The organism is Thalassovita gelatinovora (genome assembly GCF_001458355.1).
GTDB classification, from domain to species: Bacteria; Pseudomonadota; Alphaproteobacteria; order Rhodobacterales; family Rhodobacteraceae; genus Thalassobius; species Thalassobius gelatinovorus.
This window is the reverse complement of record NZ_CYSA01000024.1, coordinates 28,453-53,670: the sequence shown is the minus strand read 5'-3', so window position 1 is coordinate 53,670 and position 25,218 is coordinate 28,453. Positions and strand designations below refer to the sequence as shown.

The 25,218-nt window shown below is 60.3% G+C and carries 22 protein-coding genes; 19 read left to right on the top strand and 3 right to left on the bottom strand.

From position 1 onward, the window contains the following. Nucleotides 1-106 precede the first annotated feature (106 nt). The 13 genes from ftsW (at nucleotide 107) to recN (ending at nucleotide 15,320) form a co-directional block, all read left to right on the top strand. A complete protein-coding gene (ftsW, locus tag TG4357_RS12225; RefSeq protein ID WP_058263186.1) occupies nucleotides 107-1,273 on the top strand; it encodes a putative lipid II flippase FtsW in 1,167 nt (388 codons plus the stop codon). A 100-nt stretch (nucleotides 1,274-1,373) separates the two neighbouring features. Next, nucleotides 1,374-2,471 carry a UDP-N-acetylglucosamine--N-acetylmuramyl-(pentapeptide) pyrophosphoryl-undecaprenol N-acetylglucosamine transferase gene (locus TG4357_RS12220; RefSeq protein WP_058263185.1) on the top strand — a complete coding sequence of 366 codons (1,098 nt, stop codon included), beginning with the start codon at nucleotides 1,374-1,376 and terminating at the stop codon, nucleotides 2,469-2,471. After that, complete coding sequence (murC, locus tag TG4357_RS12215; protein ID WP_058263184.1) at nucleotides 2,468-3,868, top strand: UDP-N-acetylmuramate--L-alanine ligase; 1,401 nt, start codon at nucleotides 2,468-2,470, stop codon at nucleotides 3,866-3,868. The genes TG4357_RS12220 and murC overlap by 4 nt, the downstream gene beginning before the upstream one ends. Beyond that, complete coding sequence (locus TG4357_RS12210; RefSeq protein WP_058263183.1) at nucleotides 3,861-5,054, top strand: APC family permease; 1,194 nt, start codon at nucleotides 3,861-3,863, stop codon at nucleotides 5,052-5,054. The genes murC and TG4357_RS12210 overlap by 8 nt, the downstream gene beginning before the upstream one ends. Further along, the gene (locus TG4357_RS12205) at nucleotides 5,051-5,302 is read left to right on the top strand and encodes a DUF2484 family protein (RefSeq protein ID WP_058263182.1); all 252 of its coding nucleotides are present in this window, start codon (nucleotides 5,051-5,053) and stop codon (nucleotides 5,300-5,302) included. Before TG4357_RS12210 ends, TG4357_RS12205 begins: the two co-directional genes overlap by 4 nt. Before the next feature lie 78 nt (nucleotides 5,303-5,380). Further along, on the top strand, nucleotides 5,381-6,310 hold the full coding sequence (murB, locus tag TG4357_RS12200; RefSeq protein WP_058263181.1) for a UDP-N-acetylmuramate dehydrogenase: 930 nt from the start codon (nucleotides 5,381-5,383) through the stop codon (nucleotides 6,308-6,310). 99 nt (nucleotides 6,311-6,409) lie between these two features. Next, on the top strand, nucleotides 6,410-7,324 hold the full coding sequence (locus TG4357_RS12195; protein ID WP_425329307.1) for a D-alanine--D-alanine ligase: 915 nt from the start codon (nucleotides 6,410-6,412) through the stop codon (nucleotides 7,322-7,324). Next, nucleotides 7,312-8,175 carry a cell division protein FtsQ/DivIB gene (locus TG4357_RS12190; protein WP_058263180.1) on the top strand — a complete coding sequence of 288 codons (864 nt, stop codon included), beginning with the start codon at nucleotides 7,312-7,314 and terminating at the stop codon, nucleotides 8,173-8,175. The genes TG4357_RS12195 and TG4357_RS12190 overlap by 13 nt, the downstream gene beginning before the upstream one ends. A 4-nt stretch (nucleotides 8,176-8,179) precedes the next feature. Next, nucleotides 8,180-9,514 carry a cell division protein FtsA gene (gene ftsA, locus TG4357_RS12185; RefSeq protein WP_082644136.1) on the top strand — a complete coding sequence of 445 codons (1,335 nt, stop codon included), beginning with the start codon at nucleotides 8,180-8,182 and terminating at the stop codon, nucleotides 9,512-9,514. A gap of 355 nt (nucleotides 9,515-9,869) precedes the next feature. Continuing rightward, nucleotides 9,870-11,507 carry a cell division protein FtsZ gene (ftsZ, locus tag TG4357_RS12180; RefSeq protein ID WP_058263179.1) on the top strand — a complete coding sequence of 546 codons (1,638 nt, stop codon included), beginning with the start codon at nucleotides 9,870-9,872 and terminating at the stop codon, nucleotides 11,505-11,507. A gap of 209 nt (nucleotides 11,508-11,716) precedes the next feature. Beyond that, nucleotides 11,717-12,637, top strand: a complete 921-nt coding sequence (gene lpxC, locus TG4357_RS12175; RefSeq protein ID WP_058263196.1) for a UDP-3-O-acyl-N-acetylglucosamine deacetylase — start codon at nucleotides 11,717-11,719, stop codon at nucleotides 12,635-12,637. Nucleotides 12,638-12,788: 151 nt separating this feature from the next. Then, nucleotides 12,789-13,637: an outer membrane protein assembly factor BamD gene (locus TG4357_RS12170; protein WP_058263178.1), complete on the top strand. Its 849-nt coding sequence runs from the start codon at nucleotides 12,789-12,791 to the stop codon at nucleotides 13,635-13,637. Between the two features lie 27 nt (nucleotides 13,638-13,664). Beyond that, a complete protein-coding gene (gene recN / locus TG4357_RS12165) occupies nucleotides 13,665-15,320 on the top strand; it encodes a DNA repair protein RecN (protein ID WP_058263177.1) in 1,656 nt (551 codons plus the stop codon). A 75-nt stretch (nucleotides 15,321-15,395) separates the two neighbouring features. On the opposite strand, the gene TG4357_RS12160 is transcribed toward recN, so the two are convergent. Beyond that, nucleotides 15,396-16,769: an FAD-binding oxidoreductase gene (locus TG4357_RS12160; protein WP_058263176.1), complete on the bottom strand. Its 1,374-nt coding sequence runs from the start codon at nucleotides 16,767-16,769 to the stop codon at nucleotides 15,396-15,398. 80 nt (nucleotides 16,770-16,849) lie between these two features. Between TG4357_RS12160 and TG4357_RS12155 the strand changes: the two genes are divergently transcribed. Next, on the top strand, nucleotides 16,850-18,541 hold the full coding sequence (locus tag TG4357_RS12155; protein WP_058263175.1) for a chloride channel protein: 1,692 nt from the start codon (nucleotides 16,850-16,852) through the stop codon (nucleotides 18,539-18,541). Nucleotides 18,542-18,567: 26 nt separating this feature from the next. On the opposite strand, the gene TG4357_RS12150 is transcribed toward TG4357_RS12155, so the two are convergent. Then, nucleotides 18,568-18,909, bottom strand: coding sequence for a DUF427 domain-containing protein (locus TG4357_RS12150; protein WP_058263174.1), 342 nt, complete (start codon nucleotides 18,907-18,909; stop codon nucleotides 18,568-18,570). A 60-nt stretch (nucleotides 18,910-18,969) separates the two neighbouring features. Then, nucleotides 18,970-20,772, bottom strand: coding sequence for an aminopeptidase P family protein (locus TG4357_RS12145; RefSeq protein ID WP_058263173.1), 1,803 nt, complete (start codon nucleotides 20,770-20,772; stop codon nucleotides 18,970-18,972). Between the two features lie 378 nt (nucleotides 20,773-21,150). Here TG4357_RS12145 and TG4357_RS12140 point away from each other — a divergent pair, with 378 nt between their 5' ends. From TG4357_RS12140 to TG4357_RS12120, 5 genes are read left to right on the top strand one after another with little or no spacing between them, the layout of a single operon-like run. After that, nucleotides 21,151-21,717: a TetR/AcrR family transcriptional regulator gene (locus tag TG4357_RS12140; RefSeq protein ID WP_058263172.1), complete on the top strand. Its 567-nt coding sequence runs from the start codon at nucleotides 21,151-21,153 to the stop codon at nucleotides 21,715-21,717. Continuing rightward, nucleotides 21,714-22,874, top strand: a complete 1,161-nt coding sequence (locus TG4357_RS12135; protein ID WP_058263171.1) for an efflux RND transporter periplasmic adaptor subunit — start codon at nucleotides 21,714-21,716, stop codon at nucleotides 22,872-22,874. The genes TG4357_RS12140 and TG4357_RS12135 overlap by 4 nt, the downstream gene beginning before the upstream one ends. Next, nucleotides 22,871-24,004 carry an ABC transporter permease gene (locus tag TG4357_RS12130; RefSeq protein ID WP_058263170.1) on the top strand — a complete coding sequence of 378 codons (1,134 nt, stop codon included), beginning with the start codon at nucleotides 22,871-22,873 and terminating at the stop codon, nucleotides 24,002-24,004. The genes TG4357_RS12135 and TG4357_RS12130 overlap by 4 nt, the downstream gene beginning before the upstream one ends. Before the next feature lie 3 nt (nucleotides 24,005-24,007). Next, on the top strand, nucleotides 24,008-24,721 hold the full coding sequence (locus TG4357_RS12125) for an ABC transporter ATP-binding protein (protein WP_058263169.1): 714 nt from the start codon (nucleotides 24,008-24,010) through the stop codon (nucleotides 24,719-24,721). Next, nucleotides 24,718-25,125: a hypothetical protein gene (locus TG4357_RS12120; protein WP_058263168.1), complete on the top strand. Its 408-nt coding sequence runs from the start codon at nucleotides 24,718-24,720 to the stop codon at nucleotides 25,123-25,125. The genes TG4357_RS12125 and TG4357_RS12120 overlap by 4 nt, the downstream gene beginning before the upstream one ends. Nucleotides 25,126-25,218: the final 93 nt, after the last annotated feature.

The following is a 25,218-nucleotide window of genomic DNA, read 5'->3' as shown; positions in this document are numbered from 1 at the left end:
GGTGCAATCGGGCATTCAAAAAGCTGGTCAGCGAATCGCATTCGCGCTAAACTGCAATCGAGACCCCGAAAACGGGGCGAAGTTGAGGCAGATACGGCGGTAACCCATGACGGCAATGGTGCATGGTTCCACCCCTTTACGGGACGTGGAACCGGTTCTTCCAAAATGGTGGCGGACAATCGACAAATGGACGATGTCCTGCATTCTGATCCTGTTCGGGGTCGGGCTTCTTTTGGGGTTTGCGGCGTCGCCGCCGCTGGCGGAAAAGAACGGCTTTGCGCCGTTCCATTATGTGCAAAAACAAGCGTTTTTCGGCGGGATGGCGCTGACCGCGATGTTTCTCACCTCGATGATGTCGCCAATACTGGTGCGACGTCTGGCGGTGATGGGCTTCATCCTGTCGTTTATTGCGGTGCTGGCGCTGCCGCTTTTCGGGACCGATTTCGGCAAAGGCGCGGTGCGCTGGTATTCGCTGGGTTTTGCCAGCGTGCAACCGTCGGAATTTCTCAAACCCGGCTTCGTGGTGGTGGCGGCGTGGTTGTTGGCCGCGTCGCAGGAAATCAACGGCCCACCGGGGCGGATGTGGTCCTTTGTGCTGACCATTTTCATTGTCTTCGTGTTGGCGCTGCAACCCGATTTCGGTCAGGCATCGCTGATCCTGTTCGGCTGGGGGGTAATGTATTTCGTCGCCGGTGCGCCGATGCTGCTGCTGGTCGGCATGGCCGGGATGGTGGTGCTGGCGGGCAGCTTTGCCTACAATAATTCGGAACATTTCGCGCGCCGGATCGACGGCTTTCTTAATCCCGATATCGATCCCACGACGCAGTTGGGTTATGCCACCAACGCGATCCGCGAAGGCGGCTTCTTCGGGGTTGGCGTTGGCGAAGGTCAGGTGAAATGGTCGCTGCCCGATGCGCATACAGATTTCATCATCGCGGTGGCGGCGGAAGAATACGGGCTGATTCTGGTGCTGTTCATCATCGGGCTTTTTGCCCTGATCGTGTTGCGGTCGTTCTACCGGTTGGTAAAGGAACGCGACCCGTTCATCCGGCTGGCTGGAACCGGGTTGGCGGCGATGTTCTGCGTGCAGGCATTGGTCAATATGGGGGTGGCGGTGCGGCTGCTGCCGGCCAAGGGAATGACATTGCCCTTTGTCAGCTATGGCGGCTCCTCCTTGATCGCGGGCGGGATCGCGGTGGGGATGCTGCTGGCCTTTACCCGCAGCCGCCCTCAGGGGGAAATCGGCGATATTCTGCGCGGACGCTTGCGGTGATGCGATCCACCGGTTTCCTTGCCGAAACGTTTTCTTTATCAGGAAACGCCACGGGAAATTGCAAATTTTCCGGCCCCATGGGGTCGGCTAGGAGGCCTCAATGACCGCTCCGCTTCTTGTTATTGCCGCTGGCGGCACCGGCGGGCATATGTTTCCCGCCCAAGCGCTGGCCGAGGTCATGCTGCGTAAAGGGTGGCGGGTGAAGCTGTCCACCGATGCGCGCGGTGCGCGCTATACTGGCGGGTTTCCGCATTCGGTGGAAATCGAACAGGTTTCAAGCGCCACCTTCGCTCGTGGCGGCCTGTTGGCCAAGGCTTTGGTGCCGTTTCGCATTCTGGGCGGTGTCGTTGGCATGACTCTGCGGATGATGCGCGACCGACCAGCGGTTGTGGTGGGTTTTGGCGGCTATCCGTCGATCCCGGCGCTGGGCGCTGCGGTTCTGTTGCGTCTGCCGCGCATGATCCACGAACAAAACGGCGTTCTGGGCCGGGTCAACAAGATCTTCTCCAAGCGCGTCGATCTGATTGCCTGTGGCACATGGCCGACCACGCTGCCCGAAGGCATCGAGGGACATCATGTCGGCAACCCGGTGCGGGCGTCTGTGCTGGAACGGGCGGGAGCGGGTTATATCACGCCGGGGGATTATCCGATGTCGATCCTGGTGATCGGTGGCAGTCAGGGCGCGCGCATCCTGTCCGATATGGTGCCCGCTGCAATCGCGGCGCTGCCCGAAGAATTGCTGGCAAATATTCGCGTTGCCCATCAGGCCCGCGACGAAGACGGTGACCGCGTCGCCCGGTTTTATGCCGATCATGACATTGATGCCGATGTGCAGCCGTTTTTCCACGATGTGCCCCGCCGGATGAGCGAAGCACAACTGGTGATTTCGCGGGCCGGTGCGTCCAGCGTTGCCGATATCAGTGTGATCGGACGACCGTCGATCCTGATCCCCTATGCTGCCGCAACGGCAGATCATCAAAGTGCCAATGCGCGTGGGCTGGTCGATGCCGGGGCCGCGATCCTGATCCCGGAAAACCGGCTTGATGTTGCCGCGCTGGCAGAGCAGATAACCACGGTGCTGACCAATCCGCGCGGTGCATCGATGATGGCCCAGGCCGCATTGTCGCGCGGCAAACCCGACGCGGCGCAAGAGCTGAGCGAAATGGTCGAGGCGCTGGCAGAGAAAGGCAAGACATGAATGGGGCAACCAAACTTCCCGTCGATATCGGACCGATCCATTTCGTGGGCATTGGCGGCATCGGCATGTCGGGGATTGCCGAAGTCCTGATCGATCACGGCTACGCGGTGCAGGGCAGCGATCTGAAAACTTCGAAAATCACCGAACGTCTGGCCGGGATGGGGGCGAAGGTTTTCGAAGGCCAACGGGCCGAGAACTTGGAAGGTGCAGAGGTGGTGGTGATTTCATCCGCCATCAAGCCGGGCAACCCGGAACTGGACGAAGCCCGCCGCATGGGTCTGCCGGTGGTGCGCCGGGCTGAAATGCTGGCTGAACTGATGCGGTTGAAGTCCAACGTCGCCGTGGCCGGAACCCATGGGAAAACCACCACCACCACCATGGTGGCGGCGCTGCTGGATGGCGGCGGGATCGACCCGACGGTGATCAATGGCGGCATCATCCACGCCTATGGATCGAATGCACGGGTGGGGGCGTCTGACTGGATGGTGGTCGAAGCCGATGAAAGCGACGGCACCTTCAACCGGTTGCCCGCGACCATTGCCATCGTCACCAATATCGACCCCGAACATATGGAACATTGGGGCACGATCGAAAACCTGCGTCAGGGTTTTCTCGATTTCGTGTCAAACATCCCGTTTTACGGGCTGGCCGTGTGCTGCACCGATCACCCCGAAGTGCAGGCTTTGGTGGGCAAGATCACCGACCGCCGCGTCACCACCTTCGGCTTCAACGCGCAAGCCGATGTGCGCGCGATCAATCTGACCTACAGGGCGGGCGTGGCGCATTTCGACATCGCGCTTCAAGCCGATGATCGGATCATCGAAAATTGTACCCTGCCGATGCCCGGCGATCATAACGTATCGAACGCGCTGGCCGCAGTGGCGGTGGCGTTGCATCTGGGCATGACCGCCGATCAGATCCGCGACGCCTTGGCCAGTTTCGGCGGCGTCAACCGCCGCTTCACCAAGGTGGGCGAAGTGGATGGTGTTACCATCATCGACGATTACGGCCATCACCCGGTGGAAATCGCCGCCGTGCTGAAAGCCGCCCGTCAGGCCACCGAAGGCCGGGTGATCGCGGTGCATCAGCCGCATCGCTATTCCCGGCTGCATTCACTGTTCGACGATTTTTGCAGCTGTTTCAACGAAGCCGACGTGGTTGGCATTGCCGAAGTCTTTGCCGCTGGTGAAGATCCGATTGAAGGCGCATCGCGTGACGATCTGGTTGCCGGTCTGATCCGCCATGGTCACCGCCATGCCCGCGCGATCCGGTCCGAAGACGATCTGGAAACGATGGTGCGCGAACAGACCCAACCGGGAGACATGGTCGTCTGCCTTGGGGCCGGCACGATCAGCGCCTGGGCCAACCGATTGCCGGAGCGTCTGCGCAATGGCTGAAGCGCTCAAGCGGCGGATCGGTCCGGTTGTCCTGACGCTTTATGGTATCGGTATCATGGTCGGGGCGGGCATTTACGTGCTGACCGGGGCTGCGGTGGGGGCGGCGGGCATGTGGGCACCGCTGGCCTTCGTGCTGGCCGGTCTGGTCGCGATCCCTTCGGCGTTGTCCTTTGCCGAACTTTCGGCCCGCATTCCCGAAGCAGCGGGTGATTCCGCCTATATTGAAAAGGGGCTGGGGCTGCATTGGCTGGCCGTGGTGGTCGGGTTGATCAATGTCGGTGTCGGCACCGTTGCTGCCGCTGCTGTGCTGCGCGGCGGGGTTGGTTATTTACTGGCGCTGGTCGATATTCCGTTTGTCTGGGGCGTTGTCGGTCTGGGCGTATTGCTGACCATCGTGGCGCTGATCGGTGTGTTGGAAAGCCTAAGCTTTGCCGCAGTCCTGACAGTGATCGAAATTGCCGGGTTGGGCATGGTGATCTGGGCCGGGTTCAGCGCAGCACCCGTCGCCGATTACCATCTGCCTTTGCCTTCGCCGGAATGGAGCGGGATCGCTTTGGCCACGATTTTCGCCTTTTTCGCGTTCATTGGATTTGATGACATCGTCAATGTGGCCGAAGAAACCCGCAGCCCCGTGCGCACCATGCCGATTGCGATCCTTACGGCGCTGGCGGTGACGGCACTGCTTTATGCGCTTGTGTCACTGGCCGCGATCCGCGCGGTACCGCGCGATCTGCTGGCGGTGTCAGATCGTCCGCTGGCATTGGTTTGGGAAGCCGGGGCAGGCCGGTCGGCAGCGTTTCTCAGCGCGATTGCGGTCGCGGCGGCGCTGAACGGCGTTCTGGCGCAGATCGTCATGGCCAGCCGGGTGCTTTACGGTTTGGGCAAACGGTCGCTCTGGCTGGCCATGTTCCGGCGCACCAGCCCGCATTTGGGTACACCGGTGCTGGGCACGGTTCTGATCGGCGCGGCGACGATCGGGGCGGCGCTGACCTTGCCTGTTGCGGTTCTGGCCGAAGGGTCGACGCTGGCATTGTTGGTGGTGTTCGCCATCGTGAACGCCGCATTGATCGGGGTGAAGCGCAAACATCCCGACGCCGAATTCAAAGTGCCGGCGTGGATGCCATGGCTTGGAGTTCTGAGCTGTATCGCTGCCTTTGCCGCCTCGTTGGTGGGACGGTTCGGATGAGCCTGTCGCTTGTGCTTGCCTGTGGTTGGCTGGTGCTGGTCAATGTTGTGGGGATGTTTCCCAGCAAGCGCAATCACTGGCCGCAGGCCTATGCGCTGATCGCGCTGGGCGTTCCGATCTTGATCTACCTGATCTATCAGCACGGGCCATGGGCGGGGCTAATATTCCTGGCCGCCGCAATGTCGGTACTGCGCTGGCCAGTGATTTATCTGGGTCGTTGGGTCAAGCGGAAGATTGGGTGCGAATAGGGACCACGTGTGCCAGAGCCGTTTGCCCCTGTCGGGTTTTGCCGTTAAGACGCGTTAGACCGAAACGAGGGCGCGAAGATGATCCAGAACTTGCCGCAGGTACGCGGACGGCTGACCGAAGGCAAACCGCTGTCGGATCTGACATGGTTGCGCGTGGGCGGGCCAGCCGATGTGCTGTTTCAGCCCGCCGATATCGCGGATTTGCAGGATTTTCTGCGCGCGCTTTCCGGTGACGTGCCGGTTTTCCCGATCGGGGTGGGCAGCAACCTGATCGTGCGTGATGGCGGTCTCAGGGCCGCGGTGATCCGGCTGGGGCGGGGGTTCAACAGTATTCAGATCGACGGTGCCTTGGTGACCGCCGGTGTTGCCGCGCTTGATGCTCATGTGGCGAAAAAAGCGGCCGAGGCGGGGTTGGACCTGACCTTCTTGCGTACCATTCCAGGCAGTATCGGCGGCGCGGTGCGGATGAATGCGGGCTGCTATGGATCTTATACGGCGGATGCGTTCGTTTCGGCCCGCGCGGTGACCCGTCAGGGTGATCTGGTTGAACTGGGCCCGGACGAAATGAAGTTCCAGTACCGACAAACCGACCTGCCCGAAGGTTGGGTTCTGGTCGACGCGACGTTCAAGGCCCCATCGGGCGACCCGCAGGTGTTGGCCGATAGAATGAACGCACAACTGAAAAAGCGTGACGAAACGCAACCGACCAAGGACCGCAGCGCCGGCAGTACCTTCCGCAACCCCGCCGGATTTTCCAGCACGGGGCGCACCGATGATGTTCATGACCTCAAGGCCTGGAAGGTCATCGACGAAGCCGGGATGCGCGGCGCCCGTCGTGGCGGGGCGCAAATGAGCCAAAAACATTCGAATTTCCTGATCAACACCGGTGATGCTTCGGCGGCCGATCTCGAAGGTTTGGGCGAAGATGTGCGAAAAAAGGTTTACGAAAACAGCGGGATCACGCTAGAGTGGGAAATCATGCGGGTCGGTGAACCGACCCCGGAATAAGCGCCGCTGAAAGGCGCAAACAGGCAGGACCGAAACAGGTCCATACATTAAGCAATAAAGACCGCTCAAGCGGTCATGCAATTGAGGCACAGTGTGGGTATGTCGAGCAGGGCAAACCCGGTAGTGGCGGTATTGATGGGCGGCCCCTCGGCTGAACGCGAGGTATCGTTGACAAGCGGGCGCGAATGCGCCGCGGCGCTCCGGGATGAAGGTTTTGAAGTGGTCGAGGTCGATGCGGGCCGCGATCTGCCTATGCGTCTTGCCGATCTCAAGCCGAATGTCGTTTTCAATGCGCTCCACGGTCGTTGGGGCGAAGATGGCTGTGTGCAGGGTATACTGGAATGGATGGGCCTTCCCTATACTCATTCCGGCGTTCTGGCGTCGGCTTTGGCGATGGACAAGGAACGCAGCAAACAGGTTTACCGCGCCGCTGGCTTGCCGGTGGTGCCCAGCCAGCTGGCCACCAAGGCCGAAGTCGAGGCGCGCCATGTGATGGCGCCCCCCTATGTCGTCAAACCCTATAACGAAGGGTCCAGCGTCGGTGTCTATATCGTGCAAGAGGCGGCCAACAGCCCACCGCACCTGTCCGAAGACATGCCCGATATCGTCATGGTCGAAGAATATGTGCCGGGCCGTGAAATGACTGTGACGGTGATGGGCGACCGGGCGCTGACCGTCACCGATATCTATTCCGAAGGTTGGTATGATTATCATGCCAAATATTCGACCGGAGGATCGCGCCACGTGGTGCCGGCCGACCTGCCACAGGACATTTTCGACGCCTGTCTCGATTACGCCTTGCGTGCGCATCAGGCGCTGGGATGCCGGGGCTTCAGCCGCACCGATTTCCGTTGGGACGAAGCCCGCGGTCTGGAGGGGCTGTATCTTCTGGAAACCAACACCCAGCCGGGGATGACACCGACCTCGCTCAGCCCGGAACAGGCGCAGGCAGTAGGATTAAGTTTCGGCGCGTTGTGCCGCTGGTTGGTGGAGGACGCTTCATGCAATCGGTGACCCGTCCAGATCCAGCACCGTCGCGGTGGTCCTACCGGATGCAGCGGCTGATGCTGACGCCGCTGTTTCGGCTTTTGCTTCGGGTCGGGCTGCCAATGGCGGCGGTGTTCGCGGCAACGTCGATCTATTTCGCTCAAGAAGGCAATCGCGATGCGTTCCGGTTGTGGGTCAGCGATATTCGCAATGAAATCGAAACCCGGCCGGAATTCATGGTCAAGCTGATGGCAATCGACGGGGCGGGCACCAGCGTGGCCGAAGATATTCGTGAAATCATACCGATAGATTTCCCGATCAGTTCTTTCGATCTTGATCTGGGCGGGATGCGTCAAACCATTGCCGAATTGCCCGCCGTCAAGGATGTCAGCGTGCGGGTGCGTCCGGGCGGGGTGTTGCAGGTCGATGTGATCGAACGGTTGCCGGTAATCCTGTGGCGGGACGAAAACGGCTTGGCGCTGCTGGATGAAAACGGGTTTTATGTCGGACAGGCGGTAAGCCGGGGAAGTCACGCGGATTTGCCCTTGATCGCAGGCGAAGGCGCGGATCGGGCGGTTCCCGAAGCCTTGGCACTGATCGCGGCGGCTGGGCCGCTGCGGTCGCGCATGCGTGGATTGGTTCGGATGGGCGAACGGCGCTGGGATTTGGTGCTGGACCGCGATCAGCGCATTCTGCTGCCCGAGGACAAACCGGTACAGGCATTGGACCGGGTCATCGCCTTGCATCAGGCGCAAGAGGTCATGGCCCGCGATCTGGCACAGGTCGATATGCGGATCGGGTCGCGCCCGACAATCAGAATGAACGAAGCCGCCGTCGAGCAGTGGTGGCGCATTAACAAGATCGGTTTCAAGGACTGACGGCATGATAGAACTTTATGAATCCCAACGGGCGATGCGGACAATGCGCAAGGCGGCGATGCAGCGGGGTGTTGTCGCCATTCTGGATGTGGGCAGTTCGAAAATATCCTGCCTTGTGCTGCGTTTCGACGGGGCCGAACATGGCTTTGAAAATGACGGGATCGGTCCCTTGGCGGGGCAGGCCGGGTTCCGGGTGATCGGGGCGGCGACGACCCGGTCGCGCGGTGTCAAATTCGGTGAAATCTGCGCGATGCAGGAAACCGAACGGGCGATCCGCACCGCGCTTCAGGCGGCGCAGAAGATGGCCAATATTCGGGTCGATCACGTGATCGCCTGTTTTGCTGGGGCCGAACCGCGCAGCTACGGGCTTGCCGGTCAGGTCGAAGTCGCCGAACAGATCGTATCGGAACAGGATATCAGCCGGGTGCTGTCGGCCTGCGATGTGCCCGATTACGGTGTGGGGCGCGAAGTGCTGCACGCCCAGCCGGTGAATTTCGCGCTCGATCACCGCTCGGGTCTGGCCGATCCGCGCGGGCAGATGGGCAATACGCTGTCTACCGACATGCATATGCTGACCATCGATGCGGCGGCAGTGCAAAATCTGGCCCATTGCGTCAAGCGGTGCGACATGGAATTGGCCGGGATCGCCAGTTCGGCCTATGTGTCGGGCATTTCAGCGCTGGTCGAGGATGAACAGGAACTTGGCGCAGCCTGTATCGATTTGGGTGGCGGCGCCACCAGCCTATCGATTTTCATGAAGAAACACATGATCTATGCCGACAGCGTGCGCATGGGCGGCGATCACGTGACCAGCGATATTTCGATGGGCCTGTCGGTGCCGTATAACACCGCCGAACGGATCAAGACCTTCTATGGCGGTGTGGTGGCAACCGGCATGGATGACCGCGAAATGATCGAAATCGGCGGCGATACTGGTGATTGGGAACATGACCGGCGCTCTGTCAGCCGGGCCGAACTGATCGGCATCATGCGCCCCCGGGTCGAAGAAATTCTGGAAGAGGTCCGCGCGCGGCTGGACGCGGCCGGGTTCGAACATCTGCCTAGCCAGCAAATCGTGTTGACCGGCGGCGGCAGCCAGATCCCCGGCCTTGACGGGTTGGCCAGCAAGATCCTGGGGCAACAGGTGCGGCTGGGCCGACCTTTGCGGGTGCACGGATTGCCTCAGGCCGCCACCGGGCCGGGATTTGCCAGCGCCGTCGGCATGTGCCTGTTCGCCGCCCATCCGCAGGACGAATGGTGGGATTTCGACCTGCCGGTGGATCGGTACCCGGCGCGGTCGCTGAAACGTGCAGTGAAATGGTTCCGGGATAACTGGTGATCCGTCAAAGACCCGAAAAAGGGGATGACGCGCCGGTTTCCCTGCGTTAAGTTATCCACAGCCGCCTGTGTAAAGGTGGGGTAAATCGAGGACCGGGCAGGCCCTCAGAACAGTCTGAAAACGCAATGCACCGCGCGGGTTTCGCGTGCAGGCAGCGCTTGTCTTGTGGTCTTTGGCGTCTGATCCGCAAAATCTGCCGGAATCGGCAAGATGCCGCATAAATAGTCCCAATTTTGTCTATATTTCGTGGTGTTTTTGCGTTTTTTTGGTGACGCACGGGTTGGTTCTCGTTACCATTATAGGTAATAGGCAGAAAAACCGCGTAAGCGGGTAACAAAATCAGGCGGACAGATCCATGACTTTGAACCTTTCGGTGCCCGGGCACGACGACGATTTGAAACCCCGTATCACTGTGTTTGGCGTCGGTGGCGCGGGCGGCAACGCTGTGAATAACATGATCGAAAAGGATCTGACCGGCGTTGACTTTGTGGTCGCCAACACGGACGCACAAGCGCTGCAACAATCCAAGACCGACACCCGCATTCAGCTTGGCGTGAAAGTCACCGAAGGGTTGGGCGCAGGCGCACGGGCATCAGTCGGTGCCGCGGCGGCAGAAGAAAGTATCGAACAGATCGTCGACCATCTGGCCGGAGCGCACATGTGCTTCATCACCGCCGGTATGGGCGGAGGTACAGGCACCGGGGCGGCCCCGATCATCGCGCAGGCGGCCCGTGAACTGGGTGTTCTGACCGTCGGCGTAGTGACCAAACCGTTCCAGTTCGAAGGCGCGAAACGGATGCGTCAGGCCGAAGAAGGCGTCGAGACGCTGCAAAAGATGGTCGATACGCTGATCATCATTCCGAACCAGAACCTGTTCCGACTGGCCAATGAAAAGACCACCTTCACCGAAGCCTTCAGCATGGCCGACGATGTGCTGTATCAGGGCGTCAAGGGGGTGACCGATCTGATGGTGCGTCCGGGCCTGATCAATCTCGACTTTGCCGATGTACGCGCCGTGATGGATGAAATGGGCAAGGCGATGATGGGCACCGGCGAAGCCGGTGGCGAAGATCGCGCCATCCAAGCCGCGGAAAAGGCGATTGCCAACCCACTGCTGGACGAAATCAGCTTGCGCGGTGCCAAGGGCGTTTTGATCAACATCACCGGCGGGCACGACCTGACCCTGTTCGAACTGGACGAAGCCGCCAACCGCATCCGCGAAGAAGTCGATGCCGACGCCAACATCATCGTCGGCTCGACGTTGGATACCGGCATGGAAGGCCACATGCGCGTCAGCGTCGTGGCCACCGGCATTGATGCCGCAGATGTGAATAGCGAACTTCCTGTTCCGCGCCGTTCGATGGCTGCACCGCTGACCCAGACCGTCAGCGCCGAAACCGCGAAAGCTCCGGTCGCAGAACCCGCGCCGGTCGCCGCGCAAACCGTGGCACCGGTAGAGCCGAGCCTGTTCGAGGATCTGGACGCGCAGCGCGCAGCTGCAGAAGACCAGATGGAAGATATCTTCGAAGAAGAATACGAAGCCGAAGGCGATTTGCCGCCGCCGGCTTATCAGCCGCAGGTCGCGCAGTTCAATCCGCTGCCCGATGCGTTTGAAGCCGAGCCGGAAAATCTGGAAAGCTTCGTGGCCCCCAAGGCCCGCCCCGCCGGTCAGCCGTCGGACGAAGCGATTGCACGACTTCAGGCAGCGGTTCACAACGTGCCTTCGCAGAAGGCCGCCGCTCAACAGCAACCTGTGCAGCAGGCCCAACCGGCCGCAGACCACGGCCAGGCCGATCGCAGCCGCTTCGGTTTGAATTCGCTGATCAACCGCATGACGGGCCACGGCCCCGAGGCGGCATCGGCCGCACCGCAGCAGCAGGCCGCCCGTCAACAACCGCAACTGCGCGCACAGCAACCGGTGCCGCAACCCGAAGCGGACCCGGAACAGGAACGGATCGAAATCCCTGCTTTCCTGCGCCGCCAAGCGAACTGACGCCAAGTTTCAGATCAATGAATGGGCCGCCTTAGGGCGGCCTTTTTCATTTTATAGCAAAGGGTTGGTGGGTGAATTGGCGAAAATCGGCGCATCTGTCTACTAGATGTTTCAGTACGTTACAAAGATTGAGTTGAGCCTACTTTAGGCTAGGGGTACGACATTCATGCGGTGCACACAGAAGCATCGACAAGATGTTGGGGAAGATCTTGCAGACAACTCTTAAAGGGCCGGTCACGTTTACCGGCATGGGACTGCATTCAGGGAAACCTGTCCGTATGACGCTCAGACCGGCCATGGCCGATCAGGGGGTCTGGTTCCGCCGTACCGATGTTCTGTACAAGGACGCGATGGTTGCTGCACGGTGGGATGCGGTGAACCAATCGCCTCTTTGCACCCGAATTGAAAACGATTCAGGCGTTTCGGTTTCTACCATCGAACATGTCATGGCGGCGCTTGCCGGTTGCGGTGTGCATAACGCGTTGATCGATATCGACGGCCCCGAAGTTCCGATCCTCGACGGCAGTTCGGCCAGTTTCGTGCGCGGTATCCTGTATAAAGGTCTGCGGGAACAGGCCGAGCAGGTACGCGCGATCAAGATCCTACGTTCGGTCGAAGTCCGCCGGGGCGACGCTTGGGCGCGACTGGACCCGCATGACGAATTGCAGATCGATTTCCATATCGATTTCTCCGACGCCGCCATCGGCGTTCAGGAAAAATCTCTTTCCATGGCCAATGGCAGTTTCGTGCGCGAACTTTGCGATTGCCGGACCTTCTGCCGCCAGGCGGATGTCGATGCGATGCGCGAAAATGGGCTTGCTCTTGGCGGGACGCTGGACAATGCCGTTGTGGTCGAAGGTGACAAGGTGTTGAGTCCCGGCGGGCTGCGCCGGTCGGATGAACCGGTACGGCACAAGATGCTGGATGCACTTGGCGATCTGGCGCTGGCGGGGGCTCCGATTGTTGGACATTATGTCGGCCACCGTGCCGGACATGCGATGACCAACGATTTGTTGCGGGCGTTGTTCGCGCAACCCGACGCGTTCCGCATGGTCACTTGTGACCGCAATCTGATGGCGCGCCTGCCCGGTGTTGGCGTCCATCCGGGTGAAATTCCCGCCGTCGCCTGATCCTCGTGATAGGCGGATGATCAATTGTCGGGACGTTCCCGGCGTGAAATCCAGCCAAAGACGTTTTGCACCGGAATTTTCTGTGCTAGGACCGGAACGAGCAAGGGATTCAAGATCCCTGATAACGGTCCAGACGAGGGTGAGACAGGTCATGACAGGCAGCGGATCGCGCAAACGGGTGATCGGTGTTCTTCTTCTGGTCGGATTGCTGGCCGGTTGCGGCGGGCAGGGGGCGCTGGATCGCGGCGAAGTCCCGTTGGAAGATTACACCGCTGAACAGATTTTCGGGCGTGGTGAATTCGAACTGGATCGCAATCGGCCGGAAAAGGCCGCGTTTTTCTTTTCCGAAATCGAACGGCTTTACCCTTATTCCGATTGGGCCAAGCGGGCACTGATCATGCAGGCCTTTTCCTATCACCAGGATAAGGACTACGAAAACAGCCGTGCGGCGTCGCAGCGCTATATCGATTTCTATCCCACAGATGACGACGCGGCCTATGCGCAATATCTGCTGGCGCTCAGCTATTACGACCAGATAGATGAAGTTGGCCGTGATCAGGGCCTGACCTTCCAAGCGTTGCAGTCGCTGCGCATGGTGATTGAACGGTATCCCGACAGCGAATATGCCCGTTCGGCAATCCTGAAATTTGAACTGGCCTTCGATCATCTGGCGGCCAAGGAAATGGAAATCGGGCGCTATTATCTGCGCCGCGATCATTTCGCCGCTGCGATCAACCGGTTCCGCGTGGTGGTCGAGGATTTCCAGACCACGACTCATACGGCTGAAGCGTTGCACCGTCTGGTCGAAGCCTACCTGTCATTGGGTCTGACCGATGAAGCGCAGTCCGCTGGTGCGATTCTGGGCCACAATTTCCGATCCACCGAATGGTACGAAGACAGCTACAGGCTGTTGACCGGGCAAGGTCTGGAACTGAAAGCCAAGGGCGATAACTGGCTCAATCAGATCTATCGTCAAATGATCAGGGGCAAATGGATCTGATAGTCCGATCCGATCCGAGGTGGCGGAATGCTGCGCGCGCTTGAAATCCGCGATATGTTGATCATCGACCGGCTGGAATTGGATTTCCAGCCGGGTTTGAACGTGCTGACCGGCGAAACCGGGGCGGGTAAATCGATTCTGCTGGATTCTCTGGGCTTTGTGCTGGGCTGGCGCGGGCGGGCCGAATTGGTCCGCAGCGGGGCCGATCAGGGCGAAGTGATCGCCGTTTTCGACTTGCCGGCAGGTCATCCCGCCCATGCCGTGTTGCAGGACGCCGGTCTGCCCGATGGCGAAGAATTGATCCTGCGCCGGGTCAATACCCGTGAGGGCCGTAAAACCGCTTGGGTCAACGATCGCCGCTGCTCTGGTGAGGTGCTGCGCAATCTGTCGGAAACCCTGATCGAACTGCACGGGCAGCACGATGATCGTGGGTTGCTTGATCCCAAGGGGCACCGGCTGTTGCTGGACACGTTCGGCGCTTATCCCGATTTGCAGGGCACCACCCGCGCGGCGTGGCGCGATCTGGCGCAAAATCGCAAGGAGCTGGCCAAGGCCGAATCCGCCTTGGCCGAAATGCGCGCCGAAGAAGAATTCCTGCGTCATGCGGTGGCCGAACTTGATCAGCTTGATCCGCAGCCGGGCGAAGATGCCGAACTGGACAGTCGCCGGCGTCAGATGCAAGGGGCCGAACGGATCCGTGAAGACGTGTCGCGCGCATTACAGGTGCTGTCGGGCGACGGGGCCGAAGGCGCAATGGGCGACGCGATGCGCTGGCTCGACGGGGCGGCGGACAAGGCCGAAGGTGCGCTGGATGGCGCGATCGAAGCCTTGGGTCGCGCCTTCAACGAACTGGGCGACGCGGTGCAAGGGGTCGAAACCGCGCTACAAAGCCTGAGTTTCAATCCGCATGAATTGGAAGAAACCGAAGAACGCCTGTTCGCCATCCGCGGCTTGGCCCGCAAGCATGGGGTGGTGCCGGATGAACTGGGCGTCTTTGCCGAAGATCTGCGCGGGCGGCTGGCGGCGCTGGACCGGGGCGATGCCGATATGGCCGCGCTGCGGCAGTCTCTGTCTGTGGCAGAGGCAACATATGATCAAGCTGCAACGCATCTGAGCGCGGCGCGGACCGAAGCGGCGGCGCGTCTGGACAAATCGGTGTCGGATGAATTGGCACCGCTGAAAATGGAACGTGCGGTGTTCACCACTGAAATCGGCCCGGCCGATCCCAGCCCCGAAGGACGCGACGCGGTGGCTTTCACCGTTGCCACCAATCCCGGTGCGCCGTCCGGGCCGTTGGCCAAGATCGCTTCGGGTGGCGAACTCAGCAGGTTCCTGTTGGCGTTGAAAGTCAGCCTGCATCAAAGCCAATCGGGCATCACCATGATCTTTGACGAAATTGATCGTGGGGTAGGGGGCGCCACCGCCGACGCGGTGGGCCGGCGTCTGGCCAGCTTGGCGGCAGGGGCGCAGGTTCTGGTGGTCACCCATTCGCCGCAGGTCGCCGCCTTGGGGGCGCATCATTGGCGGGTGGAAAAGCGGGTCGCGGATAATGTCACGACGTCGACCGTTGTGCCGTTGGATGCGGACGAACGGGTCGATGAAATCGCCCGCATGGTTGCCGGTGACAGCATCACAGAAGAAGCACGCGGCGCGGCGCGGGCATTGCTGGCCGCGACGTCCTGAACATCAAAACTCATGTTTAAGATCGTTGTAGGATCTTGAAATATTGCGCCCCGGAACACGGGTCGCAAGCAGTGCTCAATTCCCGCGCAGCATCTTGCCCGGGTTCATGATGTTCTGCGGATCAAGCACCCGCTTCATATCGCCCATCACATCCCATGCCGCGCCGTGTTCGGCTTCCATGTACTTTTTCTTGCCGATCCCGATGCCGTGTTCGCCGGTTGCGGTACCGCCCATCGCCAAGGACCGTTCGACCATCCGGTGTGACAGCGCTTCGACCGCCTTCACCTCGTCGGGGTTGGCGTCATCGAACAACAGGATCGCATGAAAATTGCCGTCGCCGACATGACCCAGAATTGGCCCTGAAATCGGCGAAGTTTCGATGTCGGCGCGGGTTTCGTTGACCGCGTCGGCCAGCCGCGAAATGGGCACGCAGATATCCGTGACCAGCGCCTTGGCTCCCGGTTTCGATGCCAGAACCGCCCAATGCGCATGATGGCGCATTTTCCACAAGGCGGTGCGCTCTTCCGGCTTGGTCGCCCATTCGAATCCTTTACCGCCATGGTCGGCAACGATGTCCCCAAACATTTCGGCCTGTTCGGCAACGCCTGCTTCGGAGCCCTGAAATTCCACCATCAGATGCGGGCACAGCGGCATGTCCGATCCTGAATAACCGTTGAAGGCCGCCGCCGTGGCGGCATCAACGAATTCGATCCGGGCGATCGGAATGCCCATCTGGATCGTGGCAATCACCGCCTGTACTGCGTCGTCAATGCTGTCAAAGGCACAGACGGCGGCGGTGATCGCTTCGGGCTGCCCATGCAGCCGCAGCGTCAATTCAGTGATCAATCCCAACGTGCCTTCCGCACCGACAAACAACCCGGTCAGGTCATACCCTGCCGAAGATTTCCGGGCCCGCGTGCCGGTATGGATGATCCGGCCGTCGGCCAGCACCACCTGCAATCCCAAAACATTGTCGCGCATGGTGCCATAGCGCACTGCGGTGGTGCCGCTGGCCCGGGTCGACGCCATGCCGCCAATCGACGCGTTGGCCCCAGGATCGACCGGGAAAAACAATCCGGTTGCGCGCAATTCGGTATTCAGCTCTTCACGGGTCATGCCGGGCTGCACTGTCACGTCCATATCTTCGGGGCTGACGCGCAGCAGTTTATTCATATTGCTAAAATCGACCGATACGCCGCCCTGAAACGCTTGCGCCTGACCTTCCAGCGAGGTGCCCGCCCCCCAGCCGATCAGCGGGCAGCCATGGCGGGCGCAGATTTTCACGATGTCCGACAGCTGTTCGGTGCTTTCGGGATAAACCACAGCATCGGGTGGGCTTAGCGGAAAATGCGACTCGGACGCGCCATGCTGGTCAAGATCGGACTTGGAGCGGCTCAGCCCTTGGCCTAGTAAGGATGTAAGCTCTGCAAGTGCGTTCTGGATCGTCATTTCTGTCTCCCGTTGCTGGTGCCGGAAAACCTAGGCCAACCGACGGGGCGCGAAAAGAGTGAAAGTGCAGGGAAGGCACAATGCCCGAGCGGATCAGAAACCAATTTTTTCAGCTGATCCGCGATTGGCTGCATTTCTTTGTCGAAGCCCTTCAGTTGATGCGCCGACAAGGGCCTAGCCAGTTTCAGTTCTGGCTGATTGCGGCGTCTATCGGCACTTCGGCAGGGTTTGCCGCGTTGTTTTTCCGCAAAGGGATCGAGTTGTTTCAAGCCTTTCTTTACGGCACCGACAACACCGCCAATTTGCGACACCTTTCCGAAACGCTGCCTTGGTACTGGATATTACTGCTGCCGGTCGCAGGCGGGTTGGCGACCGGGTTGGTGTTGCATTTTTTCACCCCCGACGCGCGGGTGCGGGCGGTGGCCGACGTGGTCGAAGGTGCGGCGATGAATAACGGGCGGGTCGAGGGACGTGCCGGGATTGCGTCGGCCGTTGCTTCTTTCATCACGCTCAGCACTGGCGGGTCGACGGGCCGTGAAGGACCGGTCGTGCATATCGCCGGGGTGATTTCCGGTTGGGTCAGCAACCGGATCCATGCCGATGGCATCACCGGGCGGGATTTGCTGGGCTGTGCCGTGGCCGCTGCCGTTTCAGCAAGCTTCAACGCCCCTATCGCCGGGGCGCTGTTCGCGCTGGAAGTGATATTGCGCCATTTCGCTGTGCATGCCTTTGCCCCGATCGTGATCGCCAGCGTGGCCGGCACGATCATCAACCGGCTGGAATTTGGCGGGGTGACCGAATTTCACCTGCCCGAAGCGAATGTGCTGGAATTCTATGTCGAATTGCCCGCTTTTCTTTTGCTGGGGCTGATTTGCGGGCTGGTTGCGACGCTGCTGATGCGTTCGGTCTTCCTGGCGGAAGATATCGGCAATTTCATTCAGGATCGCAGCGGCATGCCGCGCTGGCTGCGCCCGGCGCTGGCCGGGGCGGTGCTGGGGGCCATGGCCATCTGGTTTCCGCATATCATCGGGGTCGGTTATGAAACCACTTCGGCGACGCTGACCGGGCAGCTTTTGCTGGGACAGGCGATCCTTTTTGCAATGGTCAAGGTGCTTGCGGTCGTGATCACCATGGCGGGTCGGATGGGCGGCGGCATGTTTTCCCCGTCAATGATGATCGGGGCGCTGACCGGGCTGGCCTTCGGGCTGATTGCGACCGGGATATTCCCCGAAGTGTCCGGCGCACATACGCTTTACGCGTTGGCAGGCATGGGGGCGGTCGCAGCGGCCGTTCTCGGCGCACCGATTTCCACCACCATGATCGTGTTCGAACTGACCGGGGATTGGCAAACCGGGCTGGCGGTGATGGTGGCGGTGTCGCTGTCGACGGCATTGGCTTCGCGTCTGGTGGACCGGTCGTTTTTCCTGACCCAACTGGAACGGCGCAATGTCCATCTGGCAGCCGGACCGCAGGCCTATCTTCTGTCGATGTTCCGGGCGGCCACGCTGATGCGTCTCCCCGAAGATCCCGGCGCGGCGGATATCGAGCGCTGCCGCGAAATGGTCGAAGACGGGATTTTCCTTGATGTCGAAGCGACGTTGGAGCAGGCGATGCCCCTGTTTGATCGGGCCGGGGTGCCGTTCATTCCAATCGTCGGACCTGTTTCAGATCCGCAAGGCCCCCGCGAACCGCTGGGAGCCTTGTTCCATGTCGATGCGCTGAAGACTTATAACAGTGCGCTGGCGACCAAAGCCGCAGAAGAACACAGTTGAACCGCTGTCGTTACGGCTTGCACGGATCAGACCCGTTCGACAGCCAATGTATCGGACCCGTAGAAGGCCAGATAATCCTTGATCCGCGCAACGTCTTCCTTGGGGGCTTCATAGGACCAGGCGGCGTTTTCCAATGTCGTGCTTTTGGTCACGATGGAATAATAGCTTGCATCGCCCTTCTTCGGGCAATGGGTGCTGTGATCGCTTTTGTCGAGAAACGCCATCGCAACATCGCCGCGCGGGAAATAGATCACCGGGGCCAAAGATCCTTCGCTCAATTCCAGCGCATCCTTGCTTTCCCCCAGAACGGCCCCGCCTGCGCGGACAACCCAAGTGCCTTCCGCCTTGCGGATCGTAATATCGGTCATGCTTTTCTCCCTGTTTCCTGTTCGCATCTCGCTGTGCCGGATGTTTATGACAAACAGATGTCACAGCGGCGCGGTGGCTTGGCGCAACCATAGCTGCGCAGCCTCGCTAAGCCGAGGGCTGATTTTGTCGCGGCACGCAGCGTGATATCCGTCGATCCAGTCGCGTTCAGCCTTGCTCAGCATTTCCGACAGGATCAGGCGGCGGTCGATCGGCACCCAGGTCAGCGTTTCAAAATCCAACATCGGCCGGTCATCGGCCCCGTCCAGATCGGCGGCTGGCTGTACCACGATCAGGTTTTCGATCCGGATACCAAATGCCCCTTCGCGGTAATAGCCCGGTTCATTCGACAGGATCATTCCCGGTTTCAACGCCACGTCGGACGCCCGGCTGATCCGCTGCGGTCCTTCATGCACGCACAGGTAAACCCCAACCCCATGGCCGGTGCCATGGTTGAAATCCTGTCCGGCGACCCAAAGCGGCATGCGTGCAATCGCGTCGATGTCGCGCCCCGCCAGCCCGATGGGAAAGCGCAGCCGCGAAATCCCGATCATGCCCTGCAATACGCGGGTGAAACAGGTCTTTTCCTCTGCTCCAACTTCGCCCACTGGCAGGGTGCGGGTGATATCGGTGGTGCCGTTCAAATACTGCCCGCCGCTATCGACCACGATCAATTGGCCGTCTTGCAGCATCGCATTGGTGTGCTGCGTCACCCGGTAATGAATCACTGCCCCGTTCGGACCGGTACCGGCAATGGTGTCGAAACTGATATCGCGCAGCGCATTGGTGGCGCGGCGCATGTTTTCCAGCGTCGTTACCACATCGATTTCGCTGATGCTGCCCGGGGGCTGGGCATCGAACCAGCAGAGGAATTCGCACATCGCCGCAGCGTCCAGCAGATGCGCGGCTTTGGTATTGGCGATTTCGGTGGTGTTTTTGCAGGCCTTGGGCAGGATGCACAGGTCCGGGCCCCAGTTCAGCGCCACATTGGCGTCTTCCAGTTCCCGCACGACCTGTAGCGGCGCAGTGGCTTTATCGACCCGCACCGGACCGCTGAGCGTGCGCAAGGCTGCCGCAAAGCCGGTAAAAGGCAGTTGCGTAACCTCATCGCCCAGATGCTCCTGCACCGTATCGTCCAATTTGTCCGCTTCGATGAACAGGCTCAGATGGCCGGTATCGTGCAGGATGGCAACGCAATGGGCCACCGGGTTGCGCGGAATGTCATTGCCACGGATGTTCAACAACCAGGCCAATGAGTCGGGCAGGGTGATCACCGCCGCCTTTTGTCCTTCTTCGCGCAGGGTCGCGGCCAGCCGGGCGCGTTTTTCCCCATGGCTTTCACCGGCCATGTCGTCGGGGTAAACGAATACCTTGCCGCGGGGCGGATCGGGTTGGTCGGCCCAGATCGCATCGACTTGATTGGCCACCGGGCGCAGTTCTATCGCGCTACCTTTCAAATCCTGTTCGAGCTTGAAAATCTCATCGCTGGTATGCAGCCAGGGATCGAACCCCACCACGCCACCTTGCGGCAGGCTGTTGCGCAACCAGTCCTGCAGCCGGGTTTCCGGCCAGGGCACCGGGGTGAAATGATCCAGATCGACCTGCGTCTTGACCTGGGTCCGATAGCGCCCGTCGATGAATACGCCGGCATCGTGCAATAACGCGGCACAGAAGCCGGCCGATCCGGTGAACCCGGTCAGCCAGGCCAGCCGATCATCGCGCGGGGCAACATATTCGCCCTGATACATATCGGCGCGTGGCACCAGAAACCCGCTCAGACCTTCGTGCGCCAACATCTGGCGCAGCGCGGCAAGACGCGCCGGTCCCTGACCCGGATCAGCGCTTTCTTCAAAGGATTGAAACATTGCGTCTCCCAAAATGTAACAGGCCCAGAAAACGTGTTTTAGGTGTCGGAAACAACCCCAAGACGCAAATGGTTTTCACCTTGGTTCAAATACGCCCACCGGAGCAGTCGTTCCATATCATCTGTTCAACAAAATTCCCACGCCCTTTAGAACTTATTTAAATCCAGTAAGTTAGTTTCAAACCGCGTTCCAGATACGCTTGGAAGATATTGGATGTCAGGTTTGATATATTGGTGGGTATCATCGGTTTTTTCCAACCAGGTTGACAAAACGCCGCTAAGGTCCGATATGTTAGTGATTGATAACTAACATATCGGACCATGGCACGTGAGCGCACGCAAATCAGCTGACAGTCGCAGGACTGAAATCGTCATCGCAATGCTCAGACTGGCAGATGAGCTGGGGCCAGACCGTTTGACGACGAATGAAGTGGCCAAGGCCGTAGGTTTGACCCAGCCGGCGATATTTCGGCACTTCCCGACAAAGCAAGATATCTGGTTGGCGGTTGCCTCCCATATATCCGAAATCATGTCCGAAGCATGGGAAGACGTTCTGGCAACTGACGCATCCCCAGAAGATCGGGTAACGGCACTGATCTTGGTGCAACTGCGTCAGATCACGGCAAGCCCCGCGATCCCGGCAATTTTGCATTCGCGCGAACTTCATGCCGAAAATGCTGCGCTGCGTACGCAATTCCTGGGCCTGATGGCCCGGTTTCAGAAGTTGCTGGTTGAGGCGTTGGCCGAAGGGCAGGCGCAACACGTGTTCCGTTCAGATATCGCGCCATCGGATGCTGCGATTTTGCTGATATCACTGGTCCAGGGGTTGGCGATCCGCTGGTCGCTTGGACAACGCACCTTTTCGCTGGAAGCCGAAGGTGGGCGATTGCTGGCCCGTCAGATTGCATTGTTCCGCGCCCCGGCGTTGATGGAGAAAACCGCATGAGACTTCTGACAAAACGCAATATCTTCGGGATGGCAGCCGTCGCGGCGGTTGCGGTCGCGGGGTGGTTTTTCCTGACCGAACGTCCGGTGTTTGTGCCGGTGGTGACAGTCGAACAGGATGTGCCGGTTCGGATTTTCGGGCTGGGCACCGTCGAGGCGCGAGTCGTCTCGAAAATCGGCTTCGAAGTGAGCGCGGCGCTGACAGACCTGATGGTCGACAGCAATGATGTCGTGGCCGCAGGTGACGTTCTGGCCAAGCTGCATCCCGCAGAACAAGTGGCCCGGGTGGCGCGAGCCGAGGCGGGAGTGGCGGCATCCCAAGCCGCAATTCAGAAGGCCGAAGCCAATGTCGAACGGGCGGACGCGGTGTTGGGGCAGCGGTTGGCGGCAAACGCGCGTCAGCAGGAATTGGCGTCGCGCAGCACAATTGCCTCGGCTTTGGCAGAAGAAGCCCAACGCGATGTCGATGTTGCCGTCGCCGATCTGACTGTTGCGCAAAGCGATGTGGGCGTCGCCACGGCGCAAGCCGCGGATGCTCGCGCAGCGTTGCGATATGAACAGACGTTGCTGGACCACCATGTGCTGACGGCCCCATTCGATGCCGTCATCGTCCAGCGCCACGCCGAAACGGGCACCGTGGTGCGCTCAGGCGATGTGATCTTCACCTTGATGGACCCGAAAACCGTCTGGGTGCAGGCCTATATCGACGAAGGGCGTGCCGGTGAACTGGCGCTGGGGCAGGTTGCCGAAATCAGACTGCGATCCTTGCCGCATTCGGTGTTCACGGGCACGGTTGCCCGTATCGGCATCGAAAGCGACCGCGTGAACGAAGAACGCCGGGTCTGGATCACCTGCACCGATTGCCCGGATCAGGCTTTTCTGGGCGAACAGGCCGAGGTGCGCATAACCACCGCCACGCTCGACAGCGCGATACTGGTGCCGGAAATCGCGGTTCAGGGGTTTGACGGTCATCAGGGCCGTGTCTGGGTGGTGCAAAATGGACGGCTGAAAAACGTGCCTCTGATCTTTGGCCATCGCACCGAAGATGCCCGAGTCGAGGTTGTTTCGGATCTGCCCGAAGGCGCGCAGATCGTGGCAAGCCCGAACAAGACCCTGGCCGAGGGACGGCTTGCGCGTGTGACGGGGGATGCGCCATGAACTTGGCTTGGCGCGATGTACGTCACAATCTGTTTCGCTTCATCCTGACCTGTCTCGGCTTGGGCCTGCTGATGACTGTGGTTCTGGCGATGATGGGGATTTACAACGGTTTGGTCGCTGATGCGCTGAACGTGGTGAAAGCCCCTCAGGCGGATATCTGGGTGGTGGAAGCCGACACTCAGGGACCCTTTGCCGAGGCCTCCAAAATTCCCAATGACACCCGCGATGCGGTGGCGCGGCTGCATGGTGTCACCGAGGCGGGCAGTATCACCTATCAGACGATCGAAGCCCCCTTTGGCGGGGCGGTGCTGCGGCTTTACGTCATCGGTTACGAACGGGGGCGACTGGGCGGCCCCCAAACCATCGCGGCAGGGCGCGGGCTGGAGGCCAGTCATTTCGAAATGGTGGCCGACACTAAAAGCGGGCTGGCGCTTGGCGACACGATCCCCCTTGGCCGCAATCGGTTCGAAGTTGTCGGGCTGGTCAAGGATACGATGAATTCGGGCGGCGATCCCGCAATTTTCATCACCTTGGCCGACGCGCAGGTGTTGCAAACGCAGCTTGCCCCTCCGGCGGCGCGTGTTCAGGTCGCACGCGGGTCGGCAGCCACCAGCAACGCCACGGTTGCCGCCGTGATCGCACGGCTGGATGCCAATGTGGATGCGCGCAGCGTGGCGCAGACGGTGCGGCAGTGGAAACACCTTGCCGCCCTGACGCAGGCCGATCAGGAAGACATCCTGATCAAATCGGTGGTCGACAAGGCGCGCAAGCAGATTGGTTTGTTCCTTGGCATCCTGTTGACAGTGTCTGCCGTGGTGATCGCACTGATCATCTACACGATGACGATGGAAAAGCTGAAACAGATCGCCACGCTGAAGCTGATCGGCGCACCGGACCGCACCATTATCGCGCTGATCGTGCAGCAATCTGTTGCGCTTGGGGGGGTGGGGCTTGTCCTTGGCCTTGGGCTGATCATGACGGTGAAGGATTACTTCCCCCGCCGCGTGCTGCTGGAACCGGTCAATGCGCTGGCGCTGACCGGGATCATCCTTGTGGTTTGCGTGCTGGCTTCTGGGCTGGGCGTGCGCGCCGCGTTGAAGGTGGACCCTGCCACCGCTTTGGGGGGATAGGCCATGCGGGATGACAGCCATCGGGTAATTGTCGATATCAGCGGCGTGGCCAAACATTACGGTGAAGGTGAAACGCGCGTCGATGCGCTTCGCAATCTTGACCTGACGGTACATGCGGGCGAAGTCGTGGCGCTGCTGGGCCCATCCGGTTCGGGTAAAACAACGCTATTGAACATCATCGGCTGCATCATTGAACCTTCCACGGGGCAGGTCAGTCTGGATGGGGAGCTGGTCTATGACAATCGTTGGCTGCGCTCTGATCTGCGCCGACTTCGGCTCGACAAGATCGGGTTCATCTTTCAGGCGCATAACCTGCTGCCGTTCCTGAACGCCGCCGACAACGTGGCGCTCGTGCTGCAACTGGCGGGCAAACCGCGTGCGCAGGCGCAAGCCCGGGCGCAGGAATTGCTGGACTATCTGGAGGTGGGACACCGCGCCCGCGCCATGCCGGCCCTGTTGTCAGGCGGCGAGGCACAGCGCGTTGCGATTGCCCGTGCGCTTGCCAACAGCCCGCGCATCATTCTGGCCGATGAACCGACTGCCGCGCTGGACAGCAAACGGGCCGGCATCGTGATGGATCTGTTGCGCAAGCTGGCAGAAGAACAGGACGCCTGCATCATCGCTGTCACCCATGACGAAAAAATTCTCGACCGGTTCGACCGATTGTTTCACCTGCGCGACGGGCGCCTTGAAAATGACAATGGAGACTTGAAATGACACCTAAAAATTCAGGATCGACAGGACTTTGGGTCGCGGCAGGCATTGCGATCGTGTTCGGTGCGCTGACCATCGTGTCAGGAGGAAGGGCTTTGTTTGGCGGCGCTGAAGCGCAGGCCGCTGTGGGGAATGCAGTGCCCTTCGTGTTGTGGTTCAATTTCCTGTCGGGCTTTGTCTATGTGCTTGCCGGGATCGGGATCGCGATGCGCAAACCTTGGGGGCGTACGCTTGCCGTGACGCTGGCGCTTGCGATCGTGGCGGTCTTCGCTCTATTCGGTTGGCACGTGTTTCGGGGCGGTGCATATGAAATGCGCACTGCGGGCGCGATGGTTTTACGCGCCGGGGTCTGGATCGTCATCGCCATATTCCTCGGCCGTTCGGCCAAGTCCGGTTCGCGCCGCTAACACCCATCCTAGCGTCACGCCCCAATCCATTTGGCCGTGACGCTAGACGGCATAGAACGCAGCGATCGGGTGACATCAACCGCCCCGCGTTTT